Origin of the sequence: Actinomadura barringtoniae (assembly GCF_017573505.1) — a bacterium.
Lineage (GTDB): Bacteria > Actinomycetota > Actinomycetes > Streptosporangiales > Streptosporangiaceae > Spirillospora > Spirillospora barringtoniae.
This window is the reverse complement of record NZ_JAGEOJ010000018.1, coordinates 93,024-114,681: the sequence shown is the minus strand read 5'-3', so window position 1 is coordinate 114,681 and position 21,658 is coordinate 93,024. Positions and strand designations below refer to the sequence as shown.

At 71.4% G+C, this 21,658-nt stretch carries 17 protein-coding genes; 12 read left to right on the top strand and 5 right to left on the bottom strand.

Annotated elements, in window-relative coordinates; all coding sequences use genetic code 11:
- Nucleotides 1-64: 64 nt before the first annotated feature.
- Nucleotides 65-832, top strand: a complete 768-nt coding sequence (locus J4573_RS38055; protein WP_208260970.1) for a group II truncated hemoglobin — start codon at nucleotides 65-67, stop codon at nucleotides 830-832.
- Nucleotides 833-893: 61 nt separating this feature from the next.
- On the opposite strand, the gene J4573_RS38050 is transcribed toward J4573_RS38055, so the two are convergent.
- Nucleotides 894-3,248, bottom strand: coding sequence for an NACHT domain-containing protein (locus J4573_RS38050; protein ID WP_208260969.1), 2,355 nt, complete (start codon nucleotides 3,246-3,248; stop codon nucleotides 894-896).
- Nucleotides 3,249-3,376: 128 nt separating this feature from the next.
- Here J4573_RS38050 and J4573_RS38045 point away from each other — a divergent pair, with 128 nt between their 5' ends.
- The 5 genes from J4573_RS38045 (at nucleotide 3,377) to J4573_RS38025 (ending at nucleotide 11,142) form a co-directional block, all read left to right on the top strand.
- Nucleotides 3,377-4,342: a DNA polymerase domain-containing protein gene (locus J4573_RS38045; RefSeq protein ID WP_208260968.1), complete on the top strand. Its 966-nt coding sequence runs from the start codon at nucleotides 3,377-3,379 to the stop codon at nucleotides 4,340-4,342.
- Nucleotides 4,343-4,501: 159 nt separating this feature from the next.
- The gene (locus tag J4573_RS38040) at nucleotides 4,502-6,784 is read left to right on the top strand and encodes an SCO7613 C-terminal domain-containing membrane protein (protein WP_208260967.1); all 2,283 of its coding nucleotides are present in this window, start codon (nucleotides 4,502-4,504) and stop codon (nucleotides 6,782-6,784) included.
- 146 nt (nucleotides 6,785-6,930) lie between these two features.
- Nucleotides 6,931-8,613: an AMP-binding protein gene (locus tag J4573_RS38035; protein WP_208260966.1), complete on the top strand. Its 1,683-nt coding sequence runs from the start codon at nucleotides 6,931-6,933 to the stop codon at nucleotides 8,611-8,613.
- Nucleotides 8,610-10,256, top strand: a complete 1,647-nt coding sequence (locus J4573_RS38030) for an AMP-binding protein (RefSeq protein ID WP_208260965.1) — start codon at nucleotides 8,610-8,612, stop codon at nucleotides 10,254-10,256. The genes J4573_RS38035 and J4573_RS38030 overlap by 4 nt, the downstream gene beginning before the upstream one ends.
- A gap of 61 nt (nucleotides 10,257-10,317) precedes the next feature.
- Nucleotides 10,318-11,142 carry a helix-turn-helix transcriptional regulator gene (locus tag J4573_RS38025; RefSeq protein ID WP_208260964.1) on the top strand — a complete coding sequence of 275 codons (825 nt, stop codon included), beginning with the start codon at nucleotides 10,318-10,320 and terminating at the stop codon, nucleotides 11,140-11,142.
- Here J4573_RS38025 and J4573_RS38020 read toward each other — a convergent pair.
- Nucleotides 11,059-12,534 carry an MFS transporter gene (locus tag J4573_RS38020; RefSeq protein WP_208260963.1) on the bottom strand — a complete coding sequence of 492 codons (1,476 nt, stop codon included), beginning with the start codon at nucleotides 12,532-12,534 and terminating at the stop codon, nucleotides 11,059-11,061. The two genes, J4573_RS38025 and J4573_RS38020, sit on opposite strands and share 84 nt — an antisense overlap.
- A gap of 385 nt (nucleotides 12,535-12,919) precedes the next feature.
- Here J4573_RS38020 and J4573_RS38015 point away from each other — a divergent pair, with 385 nt between their 5' ends.
- Nucleotides 12,920-13,558 carry a TetR/AcrR family transcriptional regulator gene (locus J4573_RS38015; RefSeq protein ID WP_208260962.1) on the top strand — a complete coding sequence of 213 codons (639 nt, stop codon included), beginning with the start codon at nucleotides 12,920-12,922 and terminating at the stop codon, nucleotides 13,556-13,558.
- Here the strand turns inward: J4573_RS38015 and J4573_RS38010 are convergent, their stop codons facing one another.
- From J4573_RS38010 to J4573_RS38000, 3 genes are read right to left on the bottom strand one after another with little or no spacing between them, the layout of a single operon-like run.
- Nucleotides 13,559-14,998, bottom strand: coding sequence for a GntP family permease (locus tag J4573_RS38010; protein WP_208260961.1), 1,440 nt, complete (start codon nucleotides 14,996-14,998; stop codon nucleotides 13,559-13,561). It abuts the gene before it with no gap.
- A gap of 37 nt (nucleotides 14,999-15,035) precedes the next feature.
- Nucleotides 15,036-16,646, bottom strand: coding sequence for an N-acyl-D-amino-acid deacylase family protein (locus J4573_RS38005; RefSeq protein ID WP_208260960.1), 1,611 nt, complete (start codon nucleotides 16,644-16,646; stop codon nucleotides 15,036-15,038).
- A complete protein-coding gene (locus J4573_RS38000) occupies nucleotides 16,646-17,881 on the bottom strand; it encodes a type III PLP-dependent enzyme domain-containing protein (protein WP_208260959.1) in 1,236 nt (411 codons plus the stop codon). The genes J4573_RS38005 and J4573_RS38000 overlap by 1 nt, the downstream gene beginning before the upstream one ends.
- Before the next feature lie 107 nt (nucleotides 17,882-17,988).
- Between J4573_RS38000 and J4573_RS37995 the strand changes: the two genes are divergently transcribed.
- The 5 genes from J4573_RS37995 to J4573_RS37975 all read left to right on the top strand — a co-directional run bounded on the left by J4573_RS37995 (nucleotide 17,989) and on the right by J4573_RS37975 (nucleotide 21,645).
- The gene (locus J4573_RS37995; protein ID WP_208260958.1) at nucleotides 17,989-19,002 is read left to right on the top strand and encodes a sugar kinase; all 1,014 of its coding nucleotides are present in this window, start codon (nucleotides 17,989-17,991) and stop codon (nucleotides 19,000-19,002) included.
- On the top strand, nucleotides 18,999-19,751 hold the full coding sequence (locus tag J4573_RS37990) for an IclR family transcriptional regulator (protein ID WP_208260957.1): 753 nt from the start codon (nucleotides 18,999-19,001) through the stop codon (nucleotides 19,749-19,751). The genes J4573_RS37995 and J4573_RS37990 overlap by 4 nt, the downstream gene beginning before the upstream one ends.
- Nucleotides 19,748-20,149, top strand: coding sequence for a RidA family protein (locus J4573_RS37985; RefSeq protein WP_208260956.1), 402 nt, complete (start codon nucleotides 19,748-19,750; stop codon nucleotides 20,147-20,149). Before J4573_RS37990 ends, J4573_RS37985 begins: the two co-directional genes overlap by 4 nt.
- Nucleotides 20,150-20,305: 156 nt before the next feature.
- The gene (locus J4573_RS37980) at nucleotides 20,306-21,148 is read left to right on the top strand and encodes a polysaccharide deacetylase family protein (RefSeq protein ID WP_307797230.1); all 843 of its coding nucleotides are present in this window, start codon (nucleotides 20,306-20,308) and stop codon (nucleotides 21,146-21,148) included.
- 176 nt (nucleotides 21,149-21,324) lie between these two features.
- Nucleotides 21,325-21,645 (top strand): SH3 domain-containing protein, encoded by a 321-nt coding sequence (locus J4573_RS37975; protein ID WP_208260955.1) that lies wholly within the window; start codon nucleotides 21,325-21,327, stop codon nucleotides 21,643-21,645.
- The last annotated feature ends 13 nt before the right edge of the window (nucleotides 21,646-21,658 follow it).

Sequence of the window (21,658 nt, the reverse complement as noted above, 5' to 3'; positions counted from 1 at the left end):
TGGACCCGGAAACGATTACATGATTACATCAGGCCACCACGAGAAGCTTTGGGGGCCGATCATCGTGATCGTTGAGTACATCCGCTACCGCGTGCCCGCGGACGGGGCCGAGGCGTTCGAGGCCGCCTACGCGCGCGCCGCCGTCCCGCTGGCCGCCGCGCCGCAGTGCGTCGACTACGAGCTGTCCCGCTGCGTGGACGAGCCCGGCGCCTACATCCTGCGCATCGTCTGGACCTCCGCCAAGGACCACCTGGAGGTCTTCCGCGGCGGCGAGCACTTCACGGCGTTCTTCACCGAGATCCAGCCGTACGTCGAGCAGATCGAGGAGATGCGCCACTACGAGCGCACCGCCGTCCGCGGCCCCGGCTCCTCCGTCCCGACCATGTACGAGTGGGCGGGCGGCTCCGAGGCATTCGAGCGGCTCACCGAGGTCTTCTACTCCAAGGTCGTCGAGGACGAGCTGGTCGGCCCGCTGTTCGCCCACATGGACCCCGGCCACCCCAGGTACGTCGCGATGTGGCTCGCCGAGGTCTTCGGCGGCCCGAACTCCTACAGCGAGCAGCGCGGCGGCTACCACCACATGATCCGCCAGCACCTCGGCAAGGGCATCCAGGAGCCGCAGCGCCGCCGCTGGGTGAGCCTGCTCATGGACGCCGCCGACGAGGTCGGCCTGCCCGGCGACCCCGAGTTCCGCTCCGCGTTCGCCGCCTACATCGAGTGGGGCACCCGGCTCGCGCTCGGCAACTCCCAGACCGACGCGCAACCCGCGCTCGAGGCCCCGATGCCGCACTGGGGCTGGGGCGTCGCCCCGCCCTACATCCCCAAGGGCTGAGCGGACCCACCCGGACTACGAGTCCGCGCCGCCGGTCGCCACACGTCCGCACCGCCGGTCGCTACGAGTCCGTGCCGCCGAACCGGTCCCTGAGCCGGGTGAGGGTGGCTCGGATCGCCGCCGGTCCGGTCCAGACGACCTTGGCGTCGCAGGGTTTGGAGTCGAGCCGCTGGAACGTGAACGCGAACCGGTCCCCGATCTTGCTCTCCAGCCCGCCGAGGTCGGGGAAGTTCCGGTTCCCCTGCCGGGCCGTCGAGACGGTGCGGCGTTCGCCATTCACCACGAGCGTCATCCTGAGGTCGACGCCGGGGCAGCCGCCCGCGCTCAGCGAGCCGCCGAAGCTCGTCACGGGCCGTCCCGAGTCGGCCTTGCCCACGTGGAACACCGTGGTCTGCGGCGCGGAGCCCGGGGCCAGCCGCCAGGTGAGGACCTGCGTCGACGTGCAGTTGGTGTTGCTCTGATGATCGCAGGTCGGATTCTCCTGGAGCTCCGCCTTCGGCCTGGTGCCCGCCACGACGTCGACCCCCGAGACGGTGGACGCGGCGGCGACGATGACCAGGGTGAGCACCGTCACCAGGCCCACGGCCGCCAGCCTGCTCACCGACGAGAGCCACCACTGCGACGCCCGTTCCGCCGCCGGCTCGCGGTCGTCGGCGGGCTGGGAGAACGGCGTGCCTCCGGACAGATGGTCCTGAAGCCGCGCGTGGCGGAACTGGTGGATCGCGCCCGCCCGGCGGAGCACTCCGCGCCGGTGAGCGTGGTCGACGAACGTCATCAGCCGGAACGGAATGCGCCCGGTCAGCGCGAACCAGGCGCGCGACAGCTGGTACGACCCCCACGCCGTGCTGAGCCCGGACCCCAGTCCGAACAGCACCGCCCACGTCACCAGGTACCCGGCGAAGCGGGACGGCTCGTAGCCCTGACCCAGGAAGAAGAAGCCGATCAGACCGCCGACCGCCGCCCCGGCGAACGCCACGACCAGTGCGGACGCGGCCAGGTTCCGCCGCAGGATCGAGCGCTGGTCGGCCGCGCGCCGCTCGTCCATCGCCACGTCCGTCCACCGGTACTGGGCCGCCACGGCCGCCGCCACCCCGGTGGTGGTGGCGGTGAGGAGCCCCGCCCAGAAGCCGAACGGGATGGAGGCCATCAGCCAGCCGCCGAAACCGACGACCAGGCCGGCCGCCACGCTCACGATCGGTGAGCGAAGCCGCCACCACGCGAGGTCGCGCGTGCCCTGCCAGCACAGCTGCACCGCGAGGAAGCCAAGCCACTTCCCTGCCTGGCGGGCGGTGTAGCGGCGGTCGGGATGGAACTCGGAGTACACCGCCGGGACGAACCGGTCGAGCAGGTGCTCTTCGACGGCCTCGCGCTCGGTGAACCGTTCGTCGGTGAACAGTTCCTTCGGATCGGTGTCCGGGTCCTCGTAGACGTCGCGGAGGAGATCGACCATCAGCGGCGTCTCCAGCGCCTGCGCGAGGGCGCCCTCCGGGTGCTCGCGCAGCCAGGAGATCACCTCGGCCCACCGTTCGTCCCCGTCGCGCGGCATCCGGCGCAGGAACGCGACGGCGTCGTCCAGTTCGACGGGCTCCAGCTCGACGACCAGCGCGCGCCGGAAGAAGCGGTTGGACGCGGTCACGGCGTTCTCGAACTCGGCGCTCCGGCAGGTCACCACCAGCGGCCGGTCGTCGCCCACCGCCTGGTCGATCAGCTTGATCGCCTTGGGCATCAGCGCGGCGTCCATCTCGTCGAGCCCGTCGAGCACCGGCATGATCCGGCCGTCCTCGATCAGCCGCCCGGCCACCGCGCCGCTGCGCAGGAAGTCGTGGTCCTCGACGAGCCGTTCGGCCATCCACGCGTCCAGCGGGACCTCCAGGTCCCACGACGACAGCGGCAGCAGCACCGGCAGCGGCTCGTCCGGCCCCGGGTGCTCCAGCAGGTTCACGACCAGGCGCATCGCGAGCGCCGTCTTGCCCGACCCCGGCTCACCGATCACCACGAGCTGCCGCGCCGGAAGGGCCCGTACGGCCGCCGCGAGGTCCTCGCCCTCGCCACTCGCCCGCACCCGCAGCGGACGCCCGCCGACCGCGTCCTCGCCCAGAATCGCCGACGCCGACGCCTGAACGGGCCGACGCGTCGTCGACCAGCGGATCCGGATCGGCTTCGGGCTCCACAGCGACCGGATCGCCGCCTCGTCCTCCCACTGCTTGCGTACCGCCGTCCCCAGCCGCCGGAACGCGTCGTCCTCGGCCTCCCGCCCCGGCGCCGCGCCACGGGAGACGTCGCGGTAGACCGTGTAGGCGAACACCGGCAGTCCCGCCAGCATGGCGAAGACCGAGCTGAGCTTGTCCGCGACGTCGAGCCCCACCATCACGAAGAGCACGATGAGGACGAAGACGACCGATGCGGTGATCGCCACGACGGTGCCCCGCGCACTGGGCCTCCGCCATGAATGATCACTACGCACGGCCGCCACCATATGACGAATCGGCACATCTGGACCCGCCAACGGGCGACTTGAGGGGATGTGCCCGTAACGTTGGGTCCATGGCCGGTGGTGAAGAACGGGCCGGGGTCTCGCTGAGCAACCTCGACCAGCCGCTGTTCGACGGCGCTGAGGCGACCAAGCGCGATCTCGTCGACTACCTCGACGCGGTCGCCGACCGGATCATCCCGGTCCTGGCCGACCGGCCGCTGTCGGTGGTCCGCGTGCACCGCGGCGGCGAGCCGTTCATGCAGAAGAACCTGCCCAAGTACACGCCCGACTGGGTCGCGTCCGTCCCGCTGTGGGCCGAGACCTCCCGGCGGAAGGTCACCTACGCGCTCTGCAACGACCGCCGGACGCTCATCTGGTTCGGCAACCAGCGCGCCATCGAATACCACCCGGCCCTGGTCCTGGCGGGCGAGTGGGCCCACCCGACCTACCTGATCATGGACCTGGACCCGCCCGAGGGCGACGGCTCGTTCGGGCTGTCCGTACGGGCGGCGCACCTGGTGCGGCAGGCCCTGGCCGACAGCGGCCTGGCGGGCGCGGTCAAGACCAGCGGCGCCAAGGGCGTGCACATCTTCGTGCCGATCGAGTCCGGGGTGGGCGCGGAGGACGCAGCGGCGGCCACCCGGGCCATCGCCGCACGCGCCGAACGCATCGACTCGTCCTTCGCCACCACCGCGTTCATCCGGGAGGACCGCGAGGGCAAGGTGTTCCTCGACTCCACCCGGGCGGGCGGTGCGACGGTCGTCGCCACCTACAGCCCACGCATCCGCCCGGGCACCCCCGTCTCGTTCCCGGTCCCCTGGGACGAGCTGGACAGCGTGAAACCAGCCGACTTCACACTCAAGACGGCTCTGGAACGCCTAGGCGACCGCGACCCGTGGGCCGAGACGATGCCCTCCCCGCAGAAACTCCCCGTCGATCTCCTCGAAGAGGGCCACACCATTCCGATCGCTCGCGTTCAAGCGATGCACGAAGGCAAACGCCGCAAGCGCGCCCGCGAAAAGGAAGCCGAGAGTTAAGAGACCCCGTGTCGAGTGCCTAGGGGATCTGAGTACTTGAGCGGATAGTGCGCGGCCGGGGCGGCTGTGAGGCTCCTTGGCATGCAGATGATCTGCCCTGGTTGCCGAGCCCCGCTCCCGCCGCCCCCGCCGCCTTCCTGCCCGGTGTGCGGACTGGTGATGGTCGGTCCGGCCGCTCAGGAGCTGAGGACGGTCGATCAGAAGCTCGCCGTGCTGAACGAGCGGCGCTCAGTGCTGCTCGCGCATCTCTACAGCGTCGCGCCCAACGCCGGGCCCGCGGTGTGGCCCAACGCCTGGTCGATGGGGTGGCCCAACGCCGGGCCCATGGGGTGGGCTCCCAGACCGCCGCGGGCGGACGGGCAGACGGACGTCTCGCGGATGGGCGTACGGAACGCGCTGCTGTCGCTGGGCGGGGTGCTGCTCGGCATCGCGGCGATGGTCTTCACGGTCATCAGCTGGGGATCGCTGAGCCTCGGGGGCCGGGCGCTCGTGCTCGCGACGCTGACCGGGGTGGCGTTGTGGTCGGTCTGGCCGCTGGCCAAGCGGGGGCTGACCGCGACGGCGGAGACGATCGCGGTGGTCGGGCTCCTGCTGATCGGGCTGGAGTGCTACGCGGCGTACGCGGGGAACCTCTTCGGCCTGCACAGTGCGGATCCCGTGCGGTACGCGGCGATCGCTTCTCTGGGCGTCACGCTCTACTGGGCGGGCTACGCGACGATCGCGCCGGTGCGGCTGGCGATGCCGCAGGCCATCCTCGTCGGGCAGCTGATCCTGCCGCTGTGGGCAGTCTCGGCGGACGCCGGGACCATGGGCATGGCGATGACGCTGCTGACACTCGCGCTCGCCGATCTGCTGATCCGTGTCCTGGCCAAGAGCAGCAGGACGAGGGGAACGGCGTCGTTCACGGGGCTGCCGGCCTGGGTCATGGGCGGTCTGCTCGGGCTGGGCATGGCGGTGACGGAGTCGTCGGTCGAGTCGGGTGTCGTTCTGGCGGTCGCCGCCGCGGTGGCGATGGTCTGGGCGGTGTTCGCCGAACGGAGGCTCGCGGTCGGTGCCGGGCTGCTCCTGCCTCTTGGGATCGCCGCGGCACTGCCGATGGGGCACCGGTGGGTCGCGGCGGGAATCGCCGTGGCGGCCATCGCGGTCGTCGGCGCAGCTCGGGTGCTGCCGGTCCGGGTGCGCCGGGCCACGGAGATCGGTGGCCTCGCCGCGCTGGGTGTGGCCGTCCTCGGTGTGGTGATCGGAACGACGCTCACGCTGATCGGCCCGCTCCGGCAGGACGTATGGTCGGGCGCTCCGGCGGTGCTTCCGGCCGACATGCGGTTCTGGATGCTGCCCGCGGCCCCGGTCGTGCTCGCGATCGTGGCCGTCGTGCTCGCCCTCGGGCGTCGTACGGACGCCGCGCCGGTGCTCGCCCTCGCCGTGCTGACCATCCCGGGAGTGCCGTACGAGGCGCGGCCGGCGATGCTCGTCGGGCTGGCCGCCCTGCTCGCGGCGTGGGCTCTGGTGGACCGGGTCGTCGGGATCACGGCCGTGGCGGTGGCCGCGTGGACGGTGGCCGCATCACTGGCCATCGAGCAGACGACGCTGGCGACGTTGAGCGTCGTGACGGTGCTCGCCGTCGGGTTCGCCGTGGCGCCCGCGCTGCGGCCCTGGGCTGCGGCCACCGCGACGGCGGCGCTCGGCGGAACGGCCGCCGCTTACGGGCTGGCGTACGGGCTGCCGGTGCAATGGGCGGCGTTCGGCGTACTGGCGGCTGCGGGGATCGGCCTCGCGGTCGCGGCGTGGCTGCGGGCCCTGCCGGTCGAGGTCGTCGCGTCCGCGGTGGGCGCCGTGGGCATCGGGATGGCCGTCGTCGATCCACTGGCGTTGAGCCTGGCGCTGTCGTTCGGCGGCGTGCTGGCCTTCGCGGTCTCGCTGCGGAGAGACAGGCGCCAGGCCACCTGGGCCGGGTCGATGCTGATGCTCGCGGCCTGGTGGGTCCGTCTCGCCGACACCCATGTCACCTCGCCCGAGGCCTACACGCTGCCCGTCTCGGTGGCCCTGCTGACCATGGGGTGGATGCGGCGCCGCCAGGACTCGGGAGTCTCGTCGTGGATCGCGTACGGGCCGGGACTGGCGAGCACGCTCCTGCCGAGCCTGCTGGTGTCCTGGCACGAGCCCGCGGGCCTGCGCGCGCTTCTGCTCGGCGCCGCCGCGCTGGCGATCGCGCTCATCGGAGCGAAGGCGCGCCTCCAGGCTCCGCTCCTGCTGGGCGGTGCGGTACTGGTGGCGGACGCGGCACGGCAACTCGCGCCGTACGTCGCGGAGGCGAGCGGGCAGCTGCCCGGCTGGGTGCCGATCGCGGCGGCGGGCCTGGCGCTGCTGGTCATCGGGGCGACGTACGAGCACCGGCTGCGGGACCTGCGACGGCTGCGGCACGCGGTCGAACGCCTCGGCTGACCAGGCCCCGTGAGCAAATGGGCGACCACATGGCGGTCATGCCGCGTTCCACATTCGTTCTACCCCCGTTCGGGGGTGGTGCGGGTCACAGGAGTGTCGAACGATCCTCGTAGCTGGGTGGCAACGCGGCTACGAGGAGGAACCCCATGCCGGCAGTCGAGTTCCGTGCGGCTCGCGACTTTTTGCTCGGCGCGCGGGAGGACCACGCGGCCGCGTACGAGAAATTCCAGTGGCCCGTGCTGACCGGGTTCAACTGGGCTCTGGACTGGTTCGACAAGATCGCCGAGGACAACGACGCCCCGGCGCTGTGGATCGTCGAGGAGGACGGCGGCGAGGCGCGCTACTCGTTCGCCGAGCTGGCCAGGCGGTCGAACCAGGTCGCCAACCGGCTGCGCACGGCCGGGGTGCGGCGCGGTGACCGGATCATCGTGATGCTCGGCAACCAGGTCGAGCTGTGGGAGACGCTGCTGGCGGCGATGAAGCTGGGCGCGGTGATCATCCCGTCCACGCCGCTGCTGGGCCCGGCGGACCTGCGCGACCGGCTGACCCGGGGTAAGGCGCGGCACGTGGTGGTCGGGTCGGCCGACACCCCCAAGTTCGCGGACGTGCCCGGCGACTACACCCGGATCGCGGTCGGCGAGCCGGTCGCGGGATGGCTGCCCTACGACGCCGCCTACCGCGCGGAGGAGACGTTCACCCCGTACGGCACGACCATGGCGAGCGACACGCTGCTGCTGTACTTCACCTCGGGCACGACGGCGCAGCCGAAGCTGGTGGAGCACACGCACGCGTCCTACCCGGCCGGTCACCTGTCGACGATGTACTGGATCGGGCTGCGGCCCGGCGACGTGCACCTCAACATCTCCTCGCCCGGCTGGGCCAAGCACGCGTGGAGCAACGTCTTCGCGCCGTGGAACGCCGAGGCCTGCGTCTTCATCTTCAACTACACGCGCTTCGACGCCGACCGGCTGCTGAACGAGCTGGACCGCTGCGGCGTGACGAGCTTCTGCGCCCCGCCGACCGTGTGGCGGATGCTGATCCAGGCCGACCTGTCCCGGCTCCAGACCCCGCCGCGCGAGGTGGTGGCGGCCGGTGAGCCGCTCAACCCCGAGGTGATCGAACGGGTCAAGGAGGTCTGGGGCATCACGATCCGCGACGGGTTCGGGCAGACCGAGACCACGCTGCAGGTCGGCAACTCGCCGGGCCAGCCGGTGAAGCCCGGGTCGATGGGCCGCCCGATGCCCGGCTACAAGGTGGAACTGCTCGACCCGATCAGCGGCGAGGCCGCCGAGGAGGGCGAGATCTGCCTCGACCTCACCGACCGCCCGCTCGGCCTGATGAAGGGCTACCACGGCGACGACGAGCGGACCGAGCAGGTGATGGCCAACGGCTTCTACCGCACGGGCGACATCGGCTCGCGCGACGCCGACGGCTACATCACCTACGTGGGCCGGACCGACGACGTCTTCAAGGCCTCCGACTACAAGATCTCGCCGTTCGAGCTGGAGAGCGTGCTGATCGAGCACGAGGCGGTGGCCGAGGCCGCCGTGGTGCCCTCGCCCGACCCGGTACGGCTCGCCGTTCCGAAGGCGTACGTGACGCTCGCGGCCGGCTGGGAGCCGACCGCCGAGACCGCGGCGTCGATCTTCGCGCACTGCCGGGCGCAGCTGTCGCCCTACAAGCGGCTGCGCCTGCTGGAGTTCACGACCGAGCTGCCGAAGACCATCTCCGGCAAGATCCGCCGCGTGGAGTTGCGGGCCAGCGAGGTCGACAAGCACCCCGACGCCGACGCCCGCCCGGCGGGTGAGTTCCGGGAGGACGCGACATGACCGGGGCCATCATCAAGTCGACGCTCGCCTACGCCTCCGGGCCGTCCACGGCCCCCCTGCTCGGCGACACGATCGGCGCCGACCTGGACCGTACGGTCGCCGCCTACCCCGACCGGGACGCGCTGGTCGAGTGCGCCAGCGGGCGGCGCTGGACGTACGCGCAGTTCGCCGACGAGGTGAACGCCGTCGCGCTCGGCCTGCTCGAGCTCGGCGTCAAGACCGGCGACCGGGTCGGCATCTGGGCGCCGAACTGCGCGGAGTGGTCGTTCGTCCAGTACGCGACCGCCAAGATCGGCGCGATCCTGGTCAACATCAACCCCGCCTACCGGGTGCACGAGCTGGAGTTCGTGCTCAACCAGGCGGGCATCCGCACGCTCGTCGCCGCGCCCGCGTTCAAGACCTCCGACTACGCGGCGATGATCGAGGATGTCCGGCCGAAGTGCGAGGCGCTCACCGACGTCGTCCTGCTCGGCCGCGACTCGTGGAACGACCTGCTCGGCACCGGCCGCACTGGCGACCCGGCGCGCCTGACCGAGATCGCCGAGGGCCTCAGCGCGGACGACCCGATCAACATCCAGTACACCAGCGGCACGACCGGGTTCCCCAAGGGCGCGACGCTCTCGCACCACAACATCCTGAACAACGGCTTCTTCGTCGGCGAGCTGTGCGGCTATGACGAGGAGGACCGGATCTGCGTGCCGGTGCCCTTCTACCACTGCTTCGGCATGGTCATGGGCAACCTGGCGGCGACCAGCCACGGCTCGTGCATCGTGATCCCGGCCCCCGCGTTCGACCCCACGGCCACGCTGCAGGCGGTCGCGGCCGAGCGCTGCACGTCGCTGTACGGCGTGCCGACGATGTTCATCGCCGAGCTCAGCGACCCGTCGTTCGAGACCTACGACCTGTCCTCGCTGCGCACCGGGATCATGGCGGGCTCGCCCTGCCCGGTCGAGGTGATGAAGCAGGTCATCGAGCGGATGGGCATGACCGAGGTGGCGATCTGCTACGGCATGACCGAGACCTCGCCGGTGTCCACGCAGACCCGCGCGGGCGACTCGGTGGACCGCCGCGTCTCCACCGTCGGCACCGTCCACCCGCATCTCGAGATCAAGATCGTCGATCCGGAGAGCGGCGTCACCGTGCAACGCGGTGTGCCCGGCGAGTTCTGCACCCGCGGCTACTCGGTGATGCTGGGCTACTGGGACGAGCCGGAGAAGACGGCCGAGGCCATCGACAAGGCCCGCTGGATGCACACCGGCGACATCGCGGTGATGGACGCCGACGGCTACGTGCAGATCACCGGCCGGATCAAGGACATGGTCATCCGCGGCGGCGAGAACGTCTACCCGCGCGAGATCGAGGAGTTCCTCTACACCCACCCCGACATCCTGGACGCCCAGGTCATCGGGGCCCCCGACGAGAAGTACGGCGAGGAACTGATGGCCTGGATCCGGCTCCGGCCGGGCGCCGAGCCGATCACCGACGAGTCGCTCCGGGAGTTCTGCACGGGCCGGCTCGCCCACTACAAGATCCCCCGCTACGTCTACCTGGTCGACGAGTTCCCGATGACCGTCACCGGGAAGATCCGCAAGGTCCAGATGCGCGAGGAGTCCCTGGACATCCTCGGCCTCTCCCAGCTCTGATCGGGCCCCCGGCACGCCCGACCCCTGGTCGTACGGCGCGCGACCAGGCATATTGGGGCTCATGGGCGACGACGCCGGCGCGGTCAGGGCCGCGGTGCTGTCACTCCATCGGAGCACGGGGCTGCCGATGGTGTTCGGCGGCGCGCTCGCCGGGCAGGAGCGCTTCCGGATCACCGAGCTGGTGGGCAACTCCACGGGCTCGCTGAAGGGCCTGACGATCAGGCAGGGGTCCGGGCTCGGCGGCAAGGCGATGGCGCTCGGGCGGCCGGTCTGGGTGAGCAACTACCCGCAGGCCGCGACGATCAGCCACGACTACGACGCGCCGGTCGCCGCCGAGGGGCTGCTGTCGATCGTGGCGGTGCCGGTCGTGGTGCGGCGGCGGGTCCGCGGCGTGCTGTACGGGGCGCTGCGCGAGCCGCTCTCGCTCGCCGACCGGGTGATCGCGGCGGCCGTCGAGGCGACCCGCGACCTGGAGCAGGAGCTGGCCGTACGGGACGAGGCCGACGAGGCGCTCGCCCGCCTCCAGCCCGACTGCGACCCGACCGCGCGGTGGGAGGAGGTCCGCGCCGTGCACGCCGAGTTGCGCGGCCTCGCCGAGCAGGTCACCGACGACGCGGTGCGCGAGCGGCTGCTGGCGGCCTCCATCCGGCTGGCCGCGGCGACCAGCCCGGACGGGATGCGCCCGCCCGGGCCCGCGCTGTCGCCCCGGGAGCTGGACGTGCTGTCCTACGTCGCGATCGGCTGCACGAACGCCGACACCGCCCAGCGCCTCGGGCTGCTGCCGGAGACGGTCAAGAGCTACCTACGCTCCGCCATGCGCAAGCTCGGCTCCCACACCCGCCTCGAGGCCGTCGCCGCCGCCCGCCGCTCCGGCCTGCTCCCCTGATCCCGACGCTGATTCCGCCCCTGACACCGCCGTACGGCGCGCGAGGCGCACGGTGATCGCCGCCAGCACGGCCGCGGTGAGGGCGGACGCCGCGAACACGCTCGTCACGATGGTGAACGCGTGCTGGGGACGGTCGGCGAAACCCAGGTAGACGGTCCCGAAGACGGCGACGCCCGCGACCGCCGCCAGCTGCGCGTTGGTGTTGAACAGGCCGCTCATGTCCGCCGCGTACCGCTGTGGCAGGGCGGCGCTCATCCGGCCGAGCATCGACGCGAAGCCCATGCCGAGGCCGAGCCCGCCGAAGCCGAGCGCGATGACCAGCGGCACCGGGTGGGCGTGCGAGGCGCCGATCGCCAGGTAGGCGACCGCGAGGATCACGTACCCGATGACGGCCGCGCGGGAGGAGAACCACTGTGGGCAGCGCGGCAGCACCGGCCCGGCGATGCCGAACGCCGCGACCCACGACACCAGCACCAGTCCCGAGAACAGCGGGCTCTTGCCGAGCCCCTGCTGCAGGTAGAGCGCCAGCACGAACATCAGCGCGAAGTACGTCGCCGTCGACGCCGCGAGCGAGGCGAGGCCCCACCGGATCACCGGCTGGGCGATCACTTCGAGGTTGAGCAGCGGGTATCCACCCCGGGCCTTGACCCGGCGCTGCCACAGCACGAACGCGACCAGTGCCGGAACGCTGGCGGCGAGCATGACCCACAGCCACACCGGCCAGTGCAGCTCCCGGCCGAACACCAGCGGCAGCATCGCGGCGAGCACGGCCGCCGACAGCAACGCGACGCCGCCGAGGTCCAGGCGCTTGCGCTCACCGCGTACGTCGGCGGGCATCAGCCGCGGGCCGAGCGCGAGCATGGCCAGGCCCACCGGAACGTTGATCAGGAAGATCGGCCGCCACGACAGGCCGAACAGGTCGGCCGACACGACGATGCCGCCGAGCGCCTGGCCCGCGACCGCGCCGCCGGACAGCGTCAGCACGAGCAGCCCCTGCGCCCGTTCGCGCGCCTTGCCGACGAAGTGGGTCTGGATGCCGGACAGGACCTGCGGCACCATCAGCGCGCCCGCAGCGCCCTGCACGATCCGGGCGACGATCAGCGCGGGCGTCGCCGGGGCCAGCCCGCAGGCCAGCGAGGCGAGCGTGAAGAGGGCGAGTCCGCCGAGAAAGGAGCGGCGGTGGCCCCAGGTGTCGCCGAGGCGGGCGCCGGTGATCAGCAGCATGGCGTAGGTGAGCGTGTAGCCCGAGATCACCAGCTCCAGCGCGCCGCCGGAGGGATGCAGGTCGGACCGGACGGCCGGGGCGGCCACGTTCACGATGGCGATGTCGACGTTCACCATGAACTGGCCGGTCAGGAGCACGGCCAGCAGGCCGCGCGCGCGTCGTTCCACGAGGTCTCCCAGGACGGGGAAGCGGTACGCACGTGGAACACCGGCGCCACCGTGACGGTTGCGCGACGGCTGCGACGCTCGCGGCCACGCATGTACGCCCGAAGGCGCCTGCGGGATTCGGAGAGATCTGGCCCGGCGACGGGGTCGGCGGAACGCGCGGCGCCATCGCACCATCGCAGCTCGGCCCCCGTGGCGTGCTGTCCGGCTTAGCGGTCACCGCGAGCCCGTCGCGCCGGGCCTTGATCACTCGGCCGGCCGATACCTCCGCGACACCGGCGACCGCCCCCGAATGCAGAGAAGACGTTAACACCTTCACGAACACACATGTTCGTGGCGCGGGAGATTGTCTCTGTCCAGTTCACCGACTGATTGGTAACTTTGTGCCGTGGACTCCCCCGGCTTCGACGCGCTTCCCCGGGGTCGTCATCAGCTGACCCGGGAACAGGTCGCCGCCTCCCAGCGGCAACGCCTGCTGCAGGGCATCACCGAGGTCGTCGCGGAGAAGGGCTACGTGCACACCTCGGTGGCCGACGTGCTGAAGCGCGCGCACGTGTCACGTGAGACGTTCTACGAACATTTCACCGACAAGCAGGACTGTTTTCTCGCCGCGTTCGAGACCTCGGCCGAGTTGCTGCTCGGTGCGGTGACCGATGCGGTGGGCCCGCCCGAGCTGCCCGCGCTGGAACGCTTCGACCAGGTGCTGACCCACTACCTGGACGGGCTGGCCGCCGACTCGGCGCGCGCCCGCACGTTCCTGCTGGAGGTCTACGCCGCCGGACCGGCCGCCGCGAGCCGCCGGCACGAGATCCAGCGGCAGTTCGTCCAGCTGATGCTGCGGGTGCTGCTGGACGACCGGGGATGGCGCGACCTGCCCGACCCCGAGTTCGCCGCGCAGATGGTCGTGGGCGGCGTCGCCGCGATGGTGACCGGGAAGGTCGCCGCGGGCGACCACGCCGCCCTTCCCGGCCTGCGCGGGCCGATCATGGCCCACGTCCGTTCGCTGATGCCCGGCAGTGCCGAATGACTAGATGAACGTGCTGAGCAGCCCGGCGACCGCGAACCCGACCACCGACAGGATCGTCTCCAGCACCGTCCAGGTCTTCAGGGTGTCCCGGACCGACATGTTGAAGTAGCGCGACACGATCCAGAACCCGCCGTCGTTGACGTGCGAGGCGATGATCGAGCCCGCCGAGATGGCGATGACGATGAGCGCGATGTGCGCCTGCGAGTAGTCGTGCTCCTTCAGCAGCGGGGCGACGATGCCGCCGGTCGTGACGATGGCGACGGTCGCCGAGCCCTGCGCCAGCCGCAGCCCGCAGCTGATGAGGTAGGCCAGCACGATGACCGGCAGGCCCCAGCTCGACAGGGTGTCGGCGAGCGCCTTGCCGACGCCGGTCGCCGCGATGACCGCGCCGAAGAACGCGCCCGCGCCGACCACGAGCAGGATCATGCCGACCGGCCGCAGCGACTTGGTGGCGAGGCTGGACAGTTCGGCGGACGGGATGCCGCGGCGCAGTCCGAGCAGCCACATGGCCAGCAGCACGGCGATGGTGAGCGCCACGGCGGGCGTGCCGAGGAACGTCAGCGTCGGGAGCAGGGAGCTGTGCTTCCACCAGACCGTGCCGAACGTGGCGAGCAGGATGAGCACGAGCGGGACGGCGATGACCAGCAGCACCAGGCTGAGCGGCGGCTCGGGGAGCTCCTTCTTACCGCCCTCCTTTCCGCCCTCCTCGGCGTCGATCTCGCCCTCGGCCTCGGCCTCGCGCGCCTCCTCACCGACGATGAAGTCCTCGGGCACGTCGATGATCACGCGCTTGCCGATGAACGAACCCCACCAGACGCCCGCGACCAGGAACGCGGGGAGGCCGCAGATCAGGCCCATCACGATGAGCCAGCCGAGCGAGACGCCGAGCAGCCCGGCCGCCGCCACCGGACCGGGGTGCGGCGGCAGGAACGCGTGCGTCATGGACAGGCCCGCCAGCAGCGGCATCGCGTACAGCACGAGCGAGCGGCCGCCGCGCTTGGCGGTGATGTAGACCAGAGGCGCCAGCACGAAGATGCCGATGTCGAAGAACACCGGGATGCCGAAGATGAGGCCGGCCAGCCCCATCGCCAGCGGCGCGCCGCGTTCACCGAAGATGCCGAGCAGCCGCCGGGTCAGCACGTCCGCGCCGCCCGAGGCCTCCAGGATCGCGCCGAGGATCGTGCCGAGCCCGATGATGGGCGCGATATGGCCGAGGATTCCCCCGAATCCGGTTTCCAGCAGCGAGGTCTTGGAGCTCAGCGCGGTGCCGACGAGCTTGTCGACGCTGAGCCCGGCGGCGAGGCCGAGGGCCAGGCCGGAGACCAGCAGCGAGATGAACGGTTCCAGCTTGACGACGATGATCAGGAACAGCAGGACCGCGATGGCCGCCGCGCACAGCAGCAGCAGACCACCCGTCTCGTGTTGGAGCCAATGGACCATGGGGGGTGTCCTTCGCGATAGGGGGGTCGAGCTCGGGCTATCTGGTGACTCCGTCCGCCGTCCTGCGGAGCGACCGGCCCGGCAGTGCGCCGGTGTGCCGCCCGTCCGCGATGACCGCGACCCCGTTGACGAAGACGTAGGGGATGCCCTCGGCCTGCTGCCGGGGCTCGGCGAAGGTCGCCGCGTCGCGTACCTCCGCCGGGTCGAAGAGCACGAGGTCCGCGCGCAGCCCGGGCCTGACCAGGCCCCGGTCGGCCAGCTTCAGCCGCCGCGCGGCCCGGCCGGTCAGGTGCGCGACGCACTCCTCCAGCGTCAGGACGCCGAGGTCGCGCACGTAGTGGCCGAGGTAGCGCGGGAACGTTCCCCAGGCGCGCGGATGCGGCTTGGCCGCCGCCAGCAGGCCGTCGCTCCCGCCGGTGTGCGCCGGGTGCCGCATGATCGCCTGAACGTTCTCCTCGTGCCCGACGTGCTGAAGGATCGTGGTGGCGAGGTCGTCGGCCAGCAGCCGGTCGGCGTAGACGTCGAACGCGGGCCGCCCGGCCGCCTCCGCGAGTTCGGCGACGGTCCTCCCGATGACCGACGGATCGGGCGAGCCGGAGATCTCGATGGTCTCCCACTCGGCGGGCACGCCGTGGCAGCCGTCCGAGCCGTCGACCTCCATCACGTGCCGGATCCGGTCTCGTTCGCCCTGGTCGGCGAGCCGGGCCAGCGTCGCGGCGGGCCCGCCCTCGTTCGCCCAGCTCGGCAGCAGCGCGGCAAGCGTGGTGGAGCCGGGCAGGTAGGGATAGGTGTCGAGGGTGATGTCGCAGCCGCCCTCGATCGCCTCGTCCAGCAGGCGCAGCAGGTCGGGGGCGCGGCCTCGGTTGACGCCGAAGTTCATGGTCGCGTGGGCGAGGTGGAGCGGGCAGCCCGAGCGGCGCGACAGCTCCACCATCTCGGCGTACGCCTCCAGCGCGCCCGCGCCGTACGAGCGGTGGTGCGGCGAGTAGAAGCCGCCGAGATCGGCGACCACGCGGCACAGCTCCAGGAGCTCGTCGTCGCTCGCGTACATCCCGGGCACGTAGGTCAGCCCGCTGGACATGCCGACCGCACCCTCCTCGATGCCCTGCGCGACGAGCTCACGCTGCCGGTCGAGCTCGACCTCGGTCGGCGGGCGCGCCTCCCAGCCCATCGCGAGCATCCGGACGGTCCCCTGCGGCACGAGGTAGCAGGCGTTGACGGCGATGCCCTGGTCGAGCCGGTCCAGGTACTCGCCGACGCTCCGCCAGCTCCAGTCGAACCCGGGCGGATCGCTGTTCCAGCCCGCGATCGCCTTGCGGGTGGCGGCGAGCGTGTCGTCGTCGACCGGCGCGTACGACAGGCCGTCCTGGCCGATCACCTCGCACGTGACGCCCTGGCCCACCTTCGCCAGGTGGTCGGGCTCGATGAGCAGCGCGAGGTCGGAGTGCGCGTGCATGTCGATGAAGCCGGGGGCGAGCACGAGCCCGTCCGCGTCGATCGTGTCCGTCCCGGTCAGGCGTGGCCCGGTCTGCCCGTCGCCGATCTCGTCGATGCGGCCGCCGGAGACCTCGATCGCGACGTCCGCGACCCGTCCGGGTGCGCCCGTACCGTCCACGACGCGCGCGCCGCGGATCACCAGGCGGGACATCAGAACCAGGTCCTGATCAGGTCGACCACGACGGGGTTCTCGGCGCCCGCGTCGCCCAGGACCGGGATCAGCTTCCACTTGTCCATCGCGGTGCACGGATGCGACAGGCCGAGCTTCACGATGTCGCCGACCTCGACGCGGCCGCCGCGCAGGAACGTGTGCTGGTCGGCCATCGCGACGCAGGTGGCGTCCGCGACCGACTGCGGCTCGGGCAGCCCCTCGTCGAACGGCAGGTCGCGCTTGCCCGCGTCCAGCAGCGCCAGGCCCGGCTCCGGCCGCGAGATCACCCGCGCCCAGCCGTGCATCGCCGAACGCAGCAGTTCCTCGCCCGTCCCGCGCGCGAACGGCGAGATGCTCCGGTAGAAGCCGTCGTCGTGGATGATGTACGCGCCCGAACGCAGGATCACCTCGGCGCCGTCGAGACCGCCGAGCACGTCCACGACCTGGTCGAAGTAGGAGCTGCCGCCCGCGGTCACGATCGGGGTCTCGGCCTCGTACGCCAGCCGGCCGTGCAGCGCGGCGACCCGGCGCAGGTAGTCGTCGACCGCCTCGCGGCCCTCCTCCAACGCGTCGTGCGCGAGCGCGCCCTCGTAGCCGGCGAGCCCGGCCAGCCGCAGCGTGCCGGTCTTGCGCACGGCGTCGGCGATCTCGAGGGCCTCCTCCTCGTCGCGCACCCCCGTACGGCCGTCCAGCCCGCCGAGCTCGACGCACACCTCCAGGGGCCGCTGGGAGTGCGCGGCGCGCAGCGCCTCGTCCATCAGCTCCACCGAGCGCACCGAGTCGACCCACGAGACGAACGAGAAGTGCGGGTCGCCGTCGAGCTGCCCGGCCATCCACGCCAGCCCGGCGGGGTCGAGGAGCGAGTTGGCCAGCATCAGGCGCTGCACGCCGAACGCGCGGGCGACGCGCAGCTGCGGAAGGTTGGCGAGCGTGATGCCCCACGCGCCCGCTTCGAGCTGGCGGCGCCACAGTTGCGGCGCCATCGTCGTCTTGCCGTGCGGGCAAAGCTGGACGCCCGCCTCGCGCGTCCAGTCCGCCATCAGGCGCACGTTGTGGGCGAGCGCGCCCTCGTCGAGGGTGAGGAGCGGGGTGCCCAGCTCGTCGAGCGTGGGCCCGGCCCGGAGGTAGTCCTCGACGGTCTCTCCGTGGGCCGCGGCGGGGATCGCCTTGAAACGCCAGTCGAGTCGTTCGGAACGCAGCGCGCCGATGGCGCCGTCGTCGATGGCCGTCACCATCCTGACCTCCTAGATTGCACACTTTGCAACGTTCATTGCACTATGCGCTTGTGCGGTTGTAACATCACCGTGGCGCGCCGGTCAACGGTCGAGGGTGGAGGAGACCGATGCAACGCTTCCCGGCTGCGGTCTGCGTAGGCGAAACGATGGCGGCGCTGATCCCGGACGGGCCCGGACCGCTCGAGGGCGTCGGCACGTTCCACCACACGATCGGCGGCGCGGAGGCCAACGTGGCGCGCGGGCTGGTCGCGCTCGGCGTCCCCACCGCCTGGGCCGGCCGCGTGGGCGACGACGGCTTCGGCCGCCGCATCGTCCGGGAGCTGGCGAACGCGGGCATCGACACCAGCGGCGTCGAGGTCGACCCGGTCCGTCCCACCGGCCTCTACGTGAAGGAGACGGGCCCGGCCGGAAGCGTTCTGCACTACTACCGGAAGGGCTCGGCGGGATCGGCGCTCGGTCCCGGGCTGCTCGGCTCGCCGCTGCTGGCGAACGCCCGGCTGGTTCATCTGTCCGGCATCACGCCCGCCCTCTCCGCCCAAGCCTTCGACCTGGTCCGCGCCATCCTGGACGACCCGGTGCCGGGACGCACGATCAGCTTCGACCTGAACTGGCGGCCTACCCTCTGGAGCGGCCGCGACCCCTCGCCGCTGCGATCTCTGGTGAACGCCGCCGACATCGCGCTCATGGGCGCCGACGAGGCCGCCGAGGTCTTCGGCACCGGCGATCCCCGGGCCCTGCGCGAGCTGCTCCCCGGCCCTGGCACACTCGTCGTCAAGGACGACGCCCACCAGGCCACCGCGATCACCGTCGACACCGACGTCACCGCGGGCGGTCAGGTCACCGAGATCGCGCTGCGCGTGGACGTGGTCGAGCCGGTCGGGGCGGGCGACGCGTTCGCCGCGGGCTACCTCGCTGGTACGTTGCGCGGCTACGACCAGCGGCGATGCCTGCGCCTCGGGCACATCGCGGCGGCCTCGACCCTGGTGGTGCCGGGCGACCACGGGGCACCGCCCGCCCCGGACGTCGTGGACGCGCTGCTGGCGGCGACGGCCGGGGAGTGGGCCGCCGTCACCGTGAGCGCGTCGGGTCTGGACCTGGGTTCGAAGAGGGAGACGCGATGAGCCAGAGCCTGGGCCGGGCACTCCAGATCCTGATCGAGCTGGGCGAGGGCCCGCGCACGCTCGACGAGCTGGCCGCCACCGTGGGCGTGCACAAGACGACCGTCATGCGGCTGCTGCGCACGCTGGAGGAGGAACGGTTCGCCTACCGGGACTCCGACCACAGGTTCCATCTCGGATCGCGGATGTTCGCGCTCGCCGGGACGGCGCTGGAGCAGCGCGGCGTGCGCGGGCTGGCGGCGCCGCACCTGGCCCGGCTGAACGAGAAGACCGGCCAGACCGTTCACCTCGGCGTGTACGAGGGCGGCGAGGTCGTCTACCTCGACAAGTACGACTCCAAGCACGCGATCCGGATGTACTCCCGCGTCGGGCTGAGGATGCCGCTGCACTGCACGGCGATCGCCAAGGTGCTGCTCGCCGACCTGCCCGAGGTGCAGCGCCGCCAGGTCGCCGAGGCGATCGAGTACACCCCGCACACCGCCAACACCATCGCCGGCCCGCGCGAGCTGCTCGCCGAGCTCGACCGCGTCGCCGCGCAGGGCCACGCGATGGACGACGCCGAGCACGAGACGTTCATCCGCTGTGTCGCCGCGCCGGTCCGCGGCGCCGCCGGGCGCGTGGTGGCGGCCGCGTCGATCTCGGTTCCCGATGTCGTGCTAGACCGGGACCAGGTACTCGGGCTGCTGCCGGATCTGCTGGCGGCCACCCGCGCCATCTCGGCGGACTGTGGATACGAGAAGGAGAGACCGTGACCGACAAGACCGCGATCGCCACCGACGCCGCGCCGGCCCCGCTGCCGGTGTTCCCCCAGGGCGTCCGCAAGGGCTCGCTCCTGCAGGTGTCCGGGCAGGGCTCGATGGATCCGGCGTCCGGCGCGTTCGTGCACGAGGGTGACGTGAAGGCGCAGACCCTGCGCGTGCTGGAGAACGTCAAGGCGATCCTGGACGCGGGCGGTGGGAGCTTCGACGACGTCGTGATGCTGCGCGTCTACCTCACCAAGCGCGACGACTTCCCGCTGATGAACGAGGTGTACGGCGAGTTCATGGCCAAGCACTGCCCGAGCGGCGTCTTCCCCGCGCGCACGACCGTGTTCGTCGACCTCCCGCTGCCGCAGATGCTCGTGGAGATCGACGCGCTGGCCTCCGTCTGACGCGGAGCGGACTGAAGTACTGGGTGGTGTCCTCGGGGCGCCACCCAGTTTCATGCCCGGCAGGACCACTGGATCGGCACCGATCGCCTCCGCACTTGAACCGATTGTGATCTGACTGGTGCCGTAACCGTCGCAAACCTCGATAACGTGGCCGTTGTGCGGGTTACCGAAGCTGGCGAACCGTCGCGCCGGAAGGCACTGTGGCTGATGGGCGCGGCCGGGTTGGCCGCCCTGAGCGCGGACGGCGTGCGCCAGTCCGCGAAGGCGCCGCACGCGGACGCGCCGCGGACGCCCTCGCCTCCCGGTCCGCGACCGCGCGCCATCATCCATCCGAAGCCGACGCCGTCGCCGCGAGCGCCCTCCTGGTCGCCGAACCAGCACGTCACCGCGGTCAAACCGAAGACGCCGATCCGCGACCTGAGCGAACTGGTCCCCGCGCCGCCGCCGAAGACGATCGCGCTGACCATCGACGACGGGCCGAGCCCGCTCTACACGCCGAAGGTCCTGGACATCCTCGCCGAGAACGAGATCCACGCGACGTTCTTCATCATCGGCGAGCAGGTCAAGGAGTTCCCGAAGACGACGCGGCGCATCGCCGACGCGGGCCACCAGGTGTGCAACCACACCATGACCCACCCGCTGTCGCTCGGGCACCTGTCGACCAAGCAGGTGCGCAAGGAGATCGTGGAGGCCCACGACCGCATCGCGCAGGTCACCGGGATCGTTCCCACCTTCTTCCGCGCCCCGGGCGGCAACTGGTCGAAGGCGACGATGGACACCATCGCCGAGCACGGCATGCTGCCGATCGACTGGGCGGTCGACCCGCGCGACTGGTCGCGGCCCGGCGTCGGACACATCCGGCGCACGCTGCTGACCGCCAAGGCGGGCAACATCCTGCTCTGCCACGACGGCGGCGGCGACCGTTCGCAGACCATGGCCTCGCTGAAGACGGTCATCCCGAAGCTGAAGAAGCGCGGCCTGACGTTCGTTGCCCTATAGCTTCCTCGTTTTCCGGAAATTAGCCGATTTGTCCCGCCGTGATCTTGCAACTGTTTAACGACAGATCAGACTAAGGTCACAGAAACGGGGAGAGTCTCTCCGGCAAGGAGATCGCGGATCTTCCGCCTGATCTCACCTGCCAAGGGAGAGAAATGCGTACGAGCATTCGTACAGGAATGGCTCTTTCCATCGCGGGCCTGGCCACCGGGGGAGCCGTCATGCTCGCCTCCGGCGCGGCCGACGCCGCCACCGCCGCGCCCACGCAGGACGGCGCCGCCGTCGCGATGAGCCCGGTCTGCCGTTACACCGTCGGGGCCATGCACGGCCTCAACGTGCGCGAGAAGCCCGCCGGCAAGAAGATCGGCGCGCTGCGGAACGGCAAGATCGTCTTCGCGAAGAAGTGCCGCAACCCGCGCGGCTGGGTGAAGCTGCGTGGCGGCGTGAAGAAGAAGTACATGAAGAAGTACGTCTACCGCCACTACCTGGCGCGCTACTGAGCAGAAGCTCCGC

Coding starts and splice junctions, on each gene's coding strand:
- J4573_RS38045 (WP_208260968.1), top strand. CDS start 3,377: ATGGCCGGTGGTGAAGAACGGGCCGGGGTCTCGCTGAGCAACCTCGAC.
- J4573_RS38040 (WP_208260967.1), top strand. CDS start 4,502: ATGGTCGGTCCGGCCGCTCAGGAGCTGAGGACGGTCGATCAGAAGCTC.
- J4573_RS38035 (WP_208260966.1), top strand. CDS start 6,931: ATGCCGGCAGTCGAGTTCCGTGCGGCTCGCGACTTTTTGCTCGGCGCG.
- J4573_RS38030 (WP_208260965.1), top strand. CDS start 8,610: ATGACCGGGGCCATCATCAAGTCGACGCTCGCCTACGCCTCCGGGCCG.
- J4573_RS38025 (WP_208260964.1), top strand. CDS start 10,318: ATGGGCGACGACGCCGGCGCGGTCAGGGCCGCGGTGCTGTCACTCCAT.
- J4573_RS38010 (WP_208260961.1), bottom strand. CDS start 14,998: ATGGTCCATTGGCTCCAACACGAGACGGGTGGTCTGCTGCTGCTGTGC.
- J4573_RS38005 (WP_208260960.1), bottom strand. CDS start 16,646: ATGTCCCGCCTGGTGATCCGCGGCGCGCGCGTCGTGGACGGTACGGGC.
- J4573_RS38000 (WP_208260959.1), bottom strand. CDS start 17,881: ATGGTGACGGCCATCGACGACGGCGCCATCGGCGCGCTGCGTTCCGAA.
- J4573_RS37995 (WP_208260958.1), top strand. CDS start 17,989: ATGCAACGCTTCCCGGCTGCGGTCTGCGTAGGCGAAACGATGGCGGCG.
- J4573_RS37990 (WP_208260957.1), top strand. CDS start 18,999: ATGAGCCAGAGCCTGGGCCGGGCACTCCAGATCCTGATCGAGCTGGGC.
- J4573_RS37975 (WP_208260955.1), top strand. CDS start 21,325: ATGGCTCTTTCCATCGCGGGCCTGGCCACCGGGGGAGCCGTCATGCTC.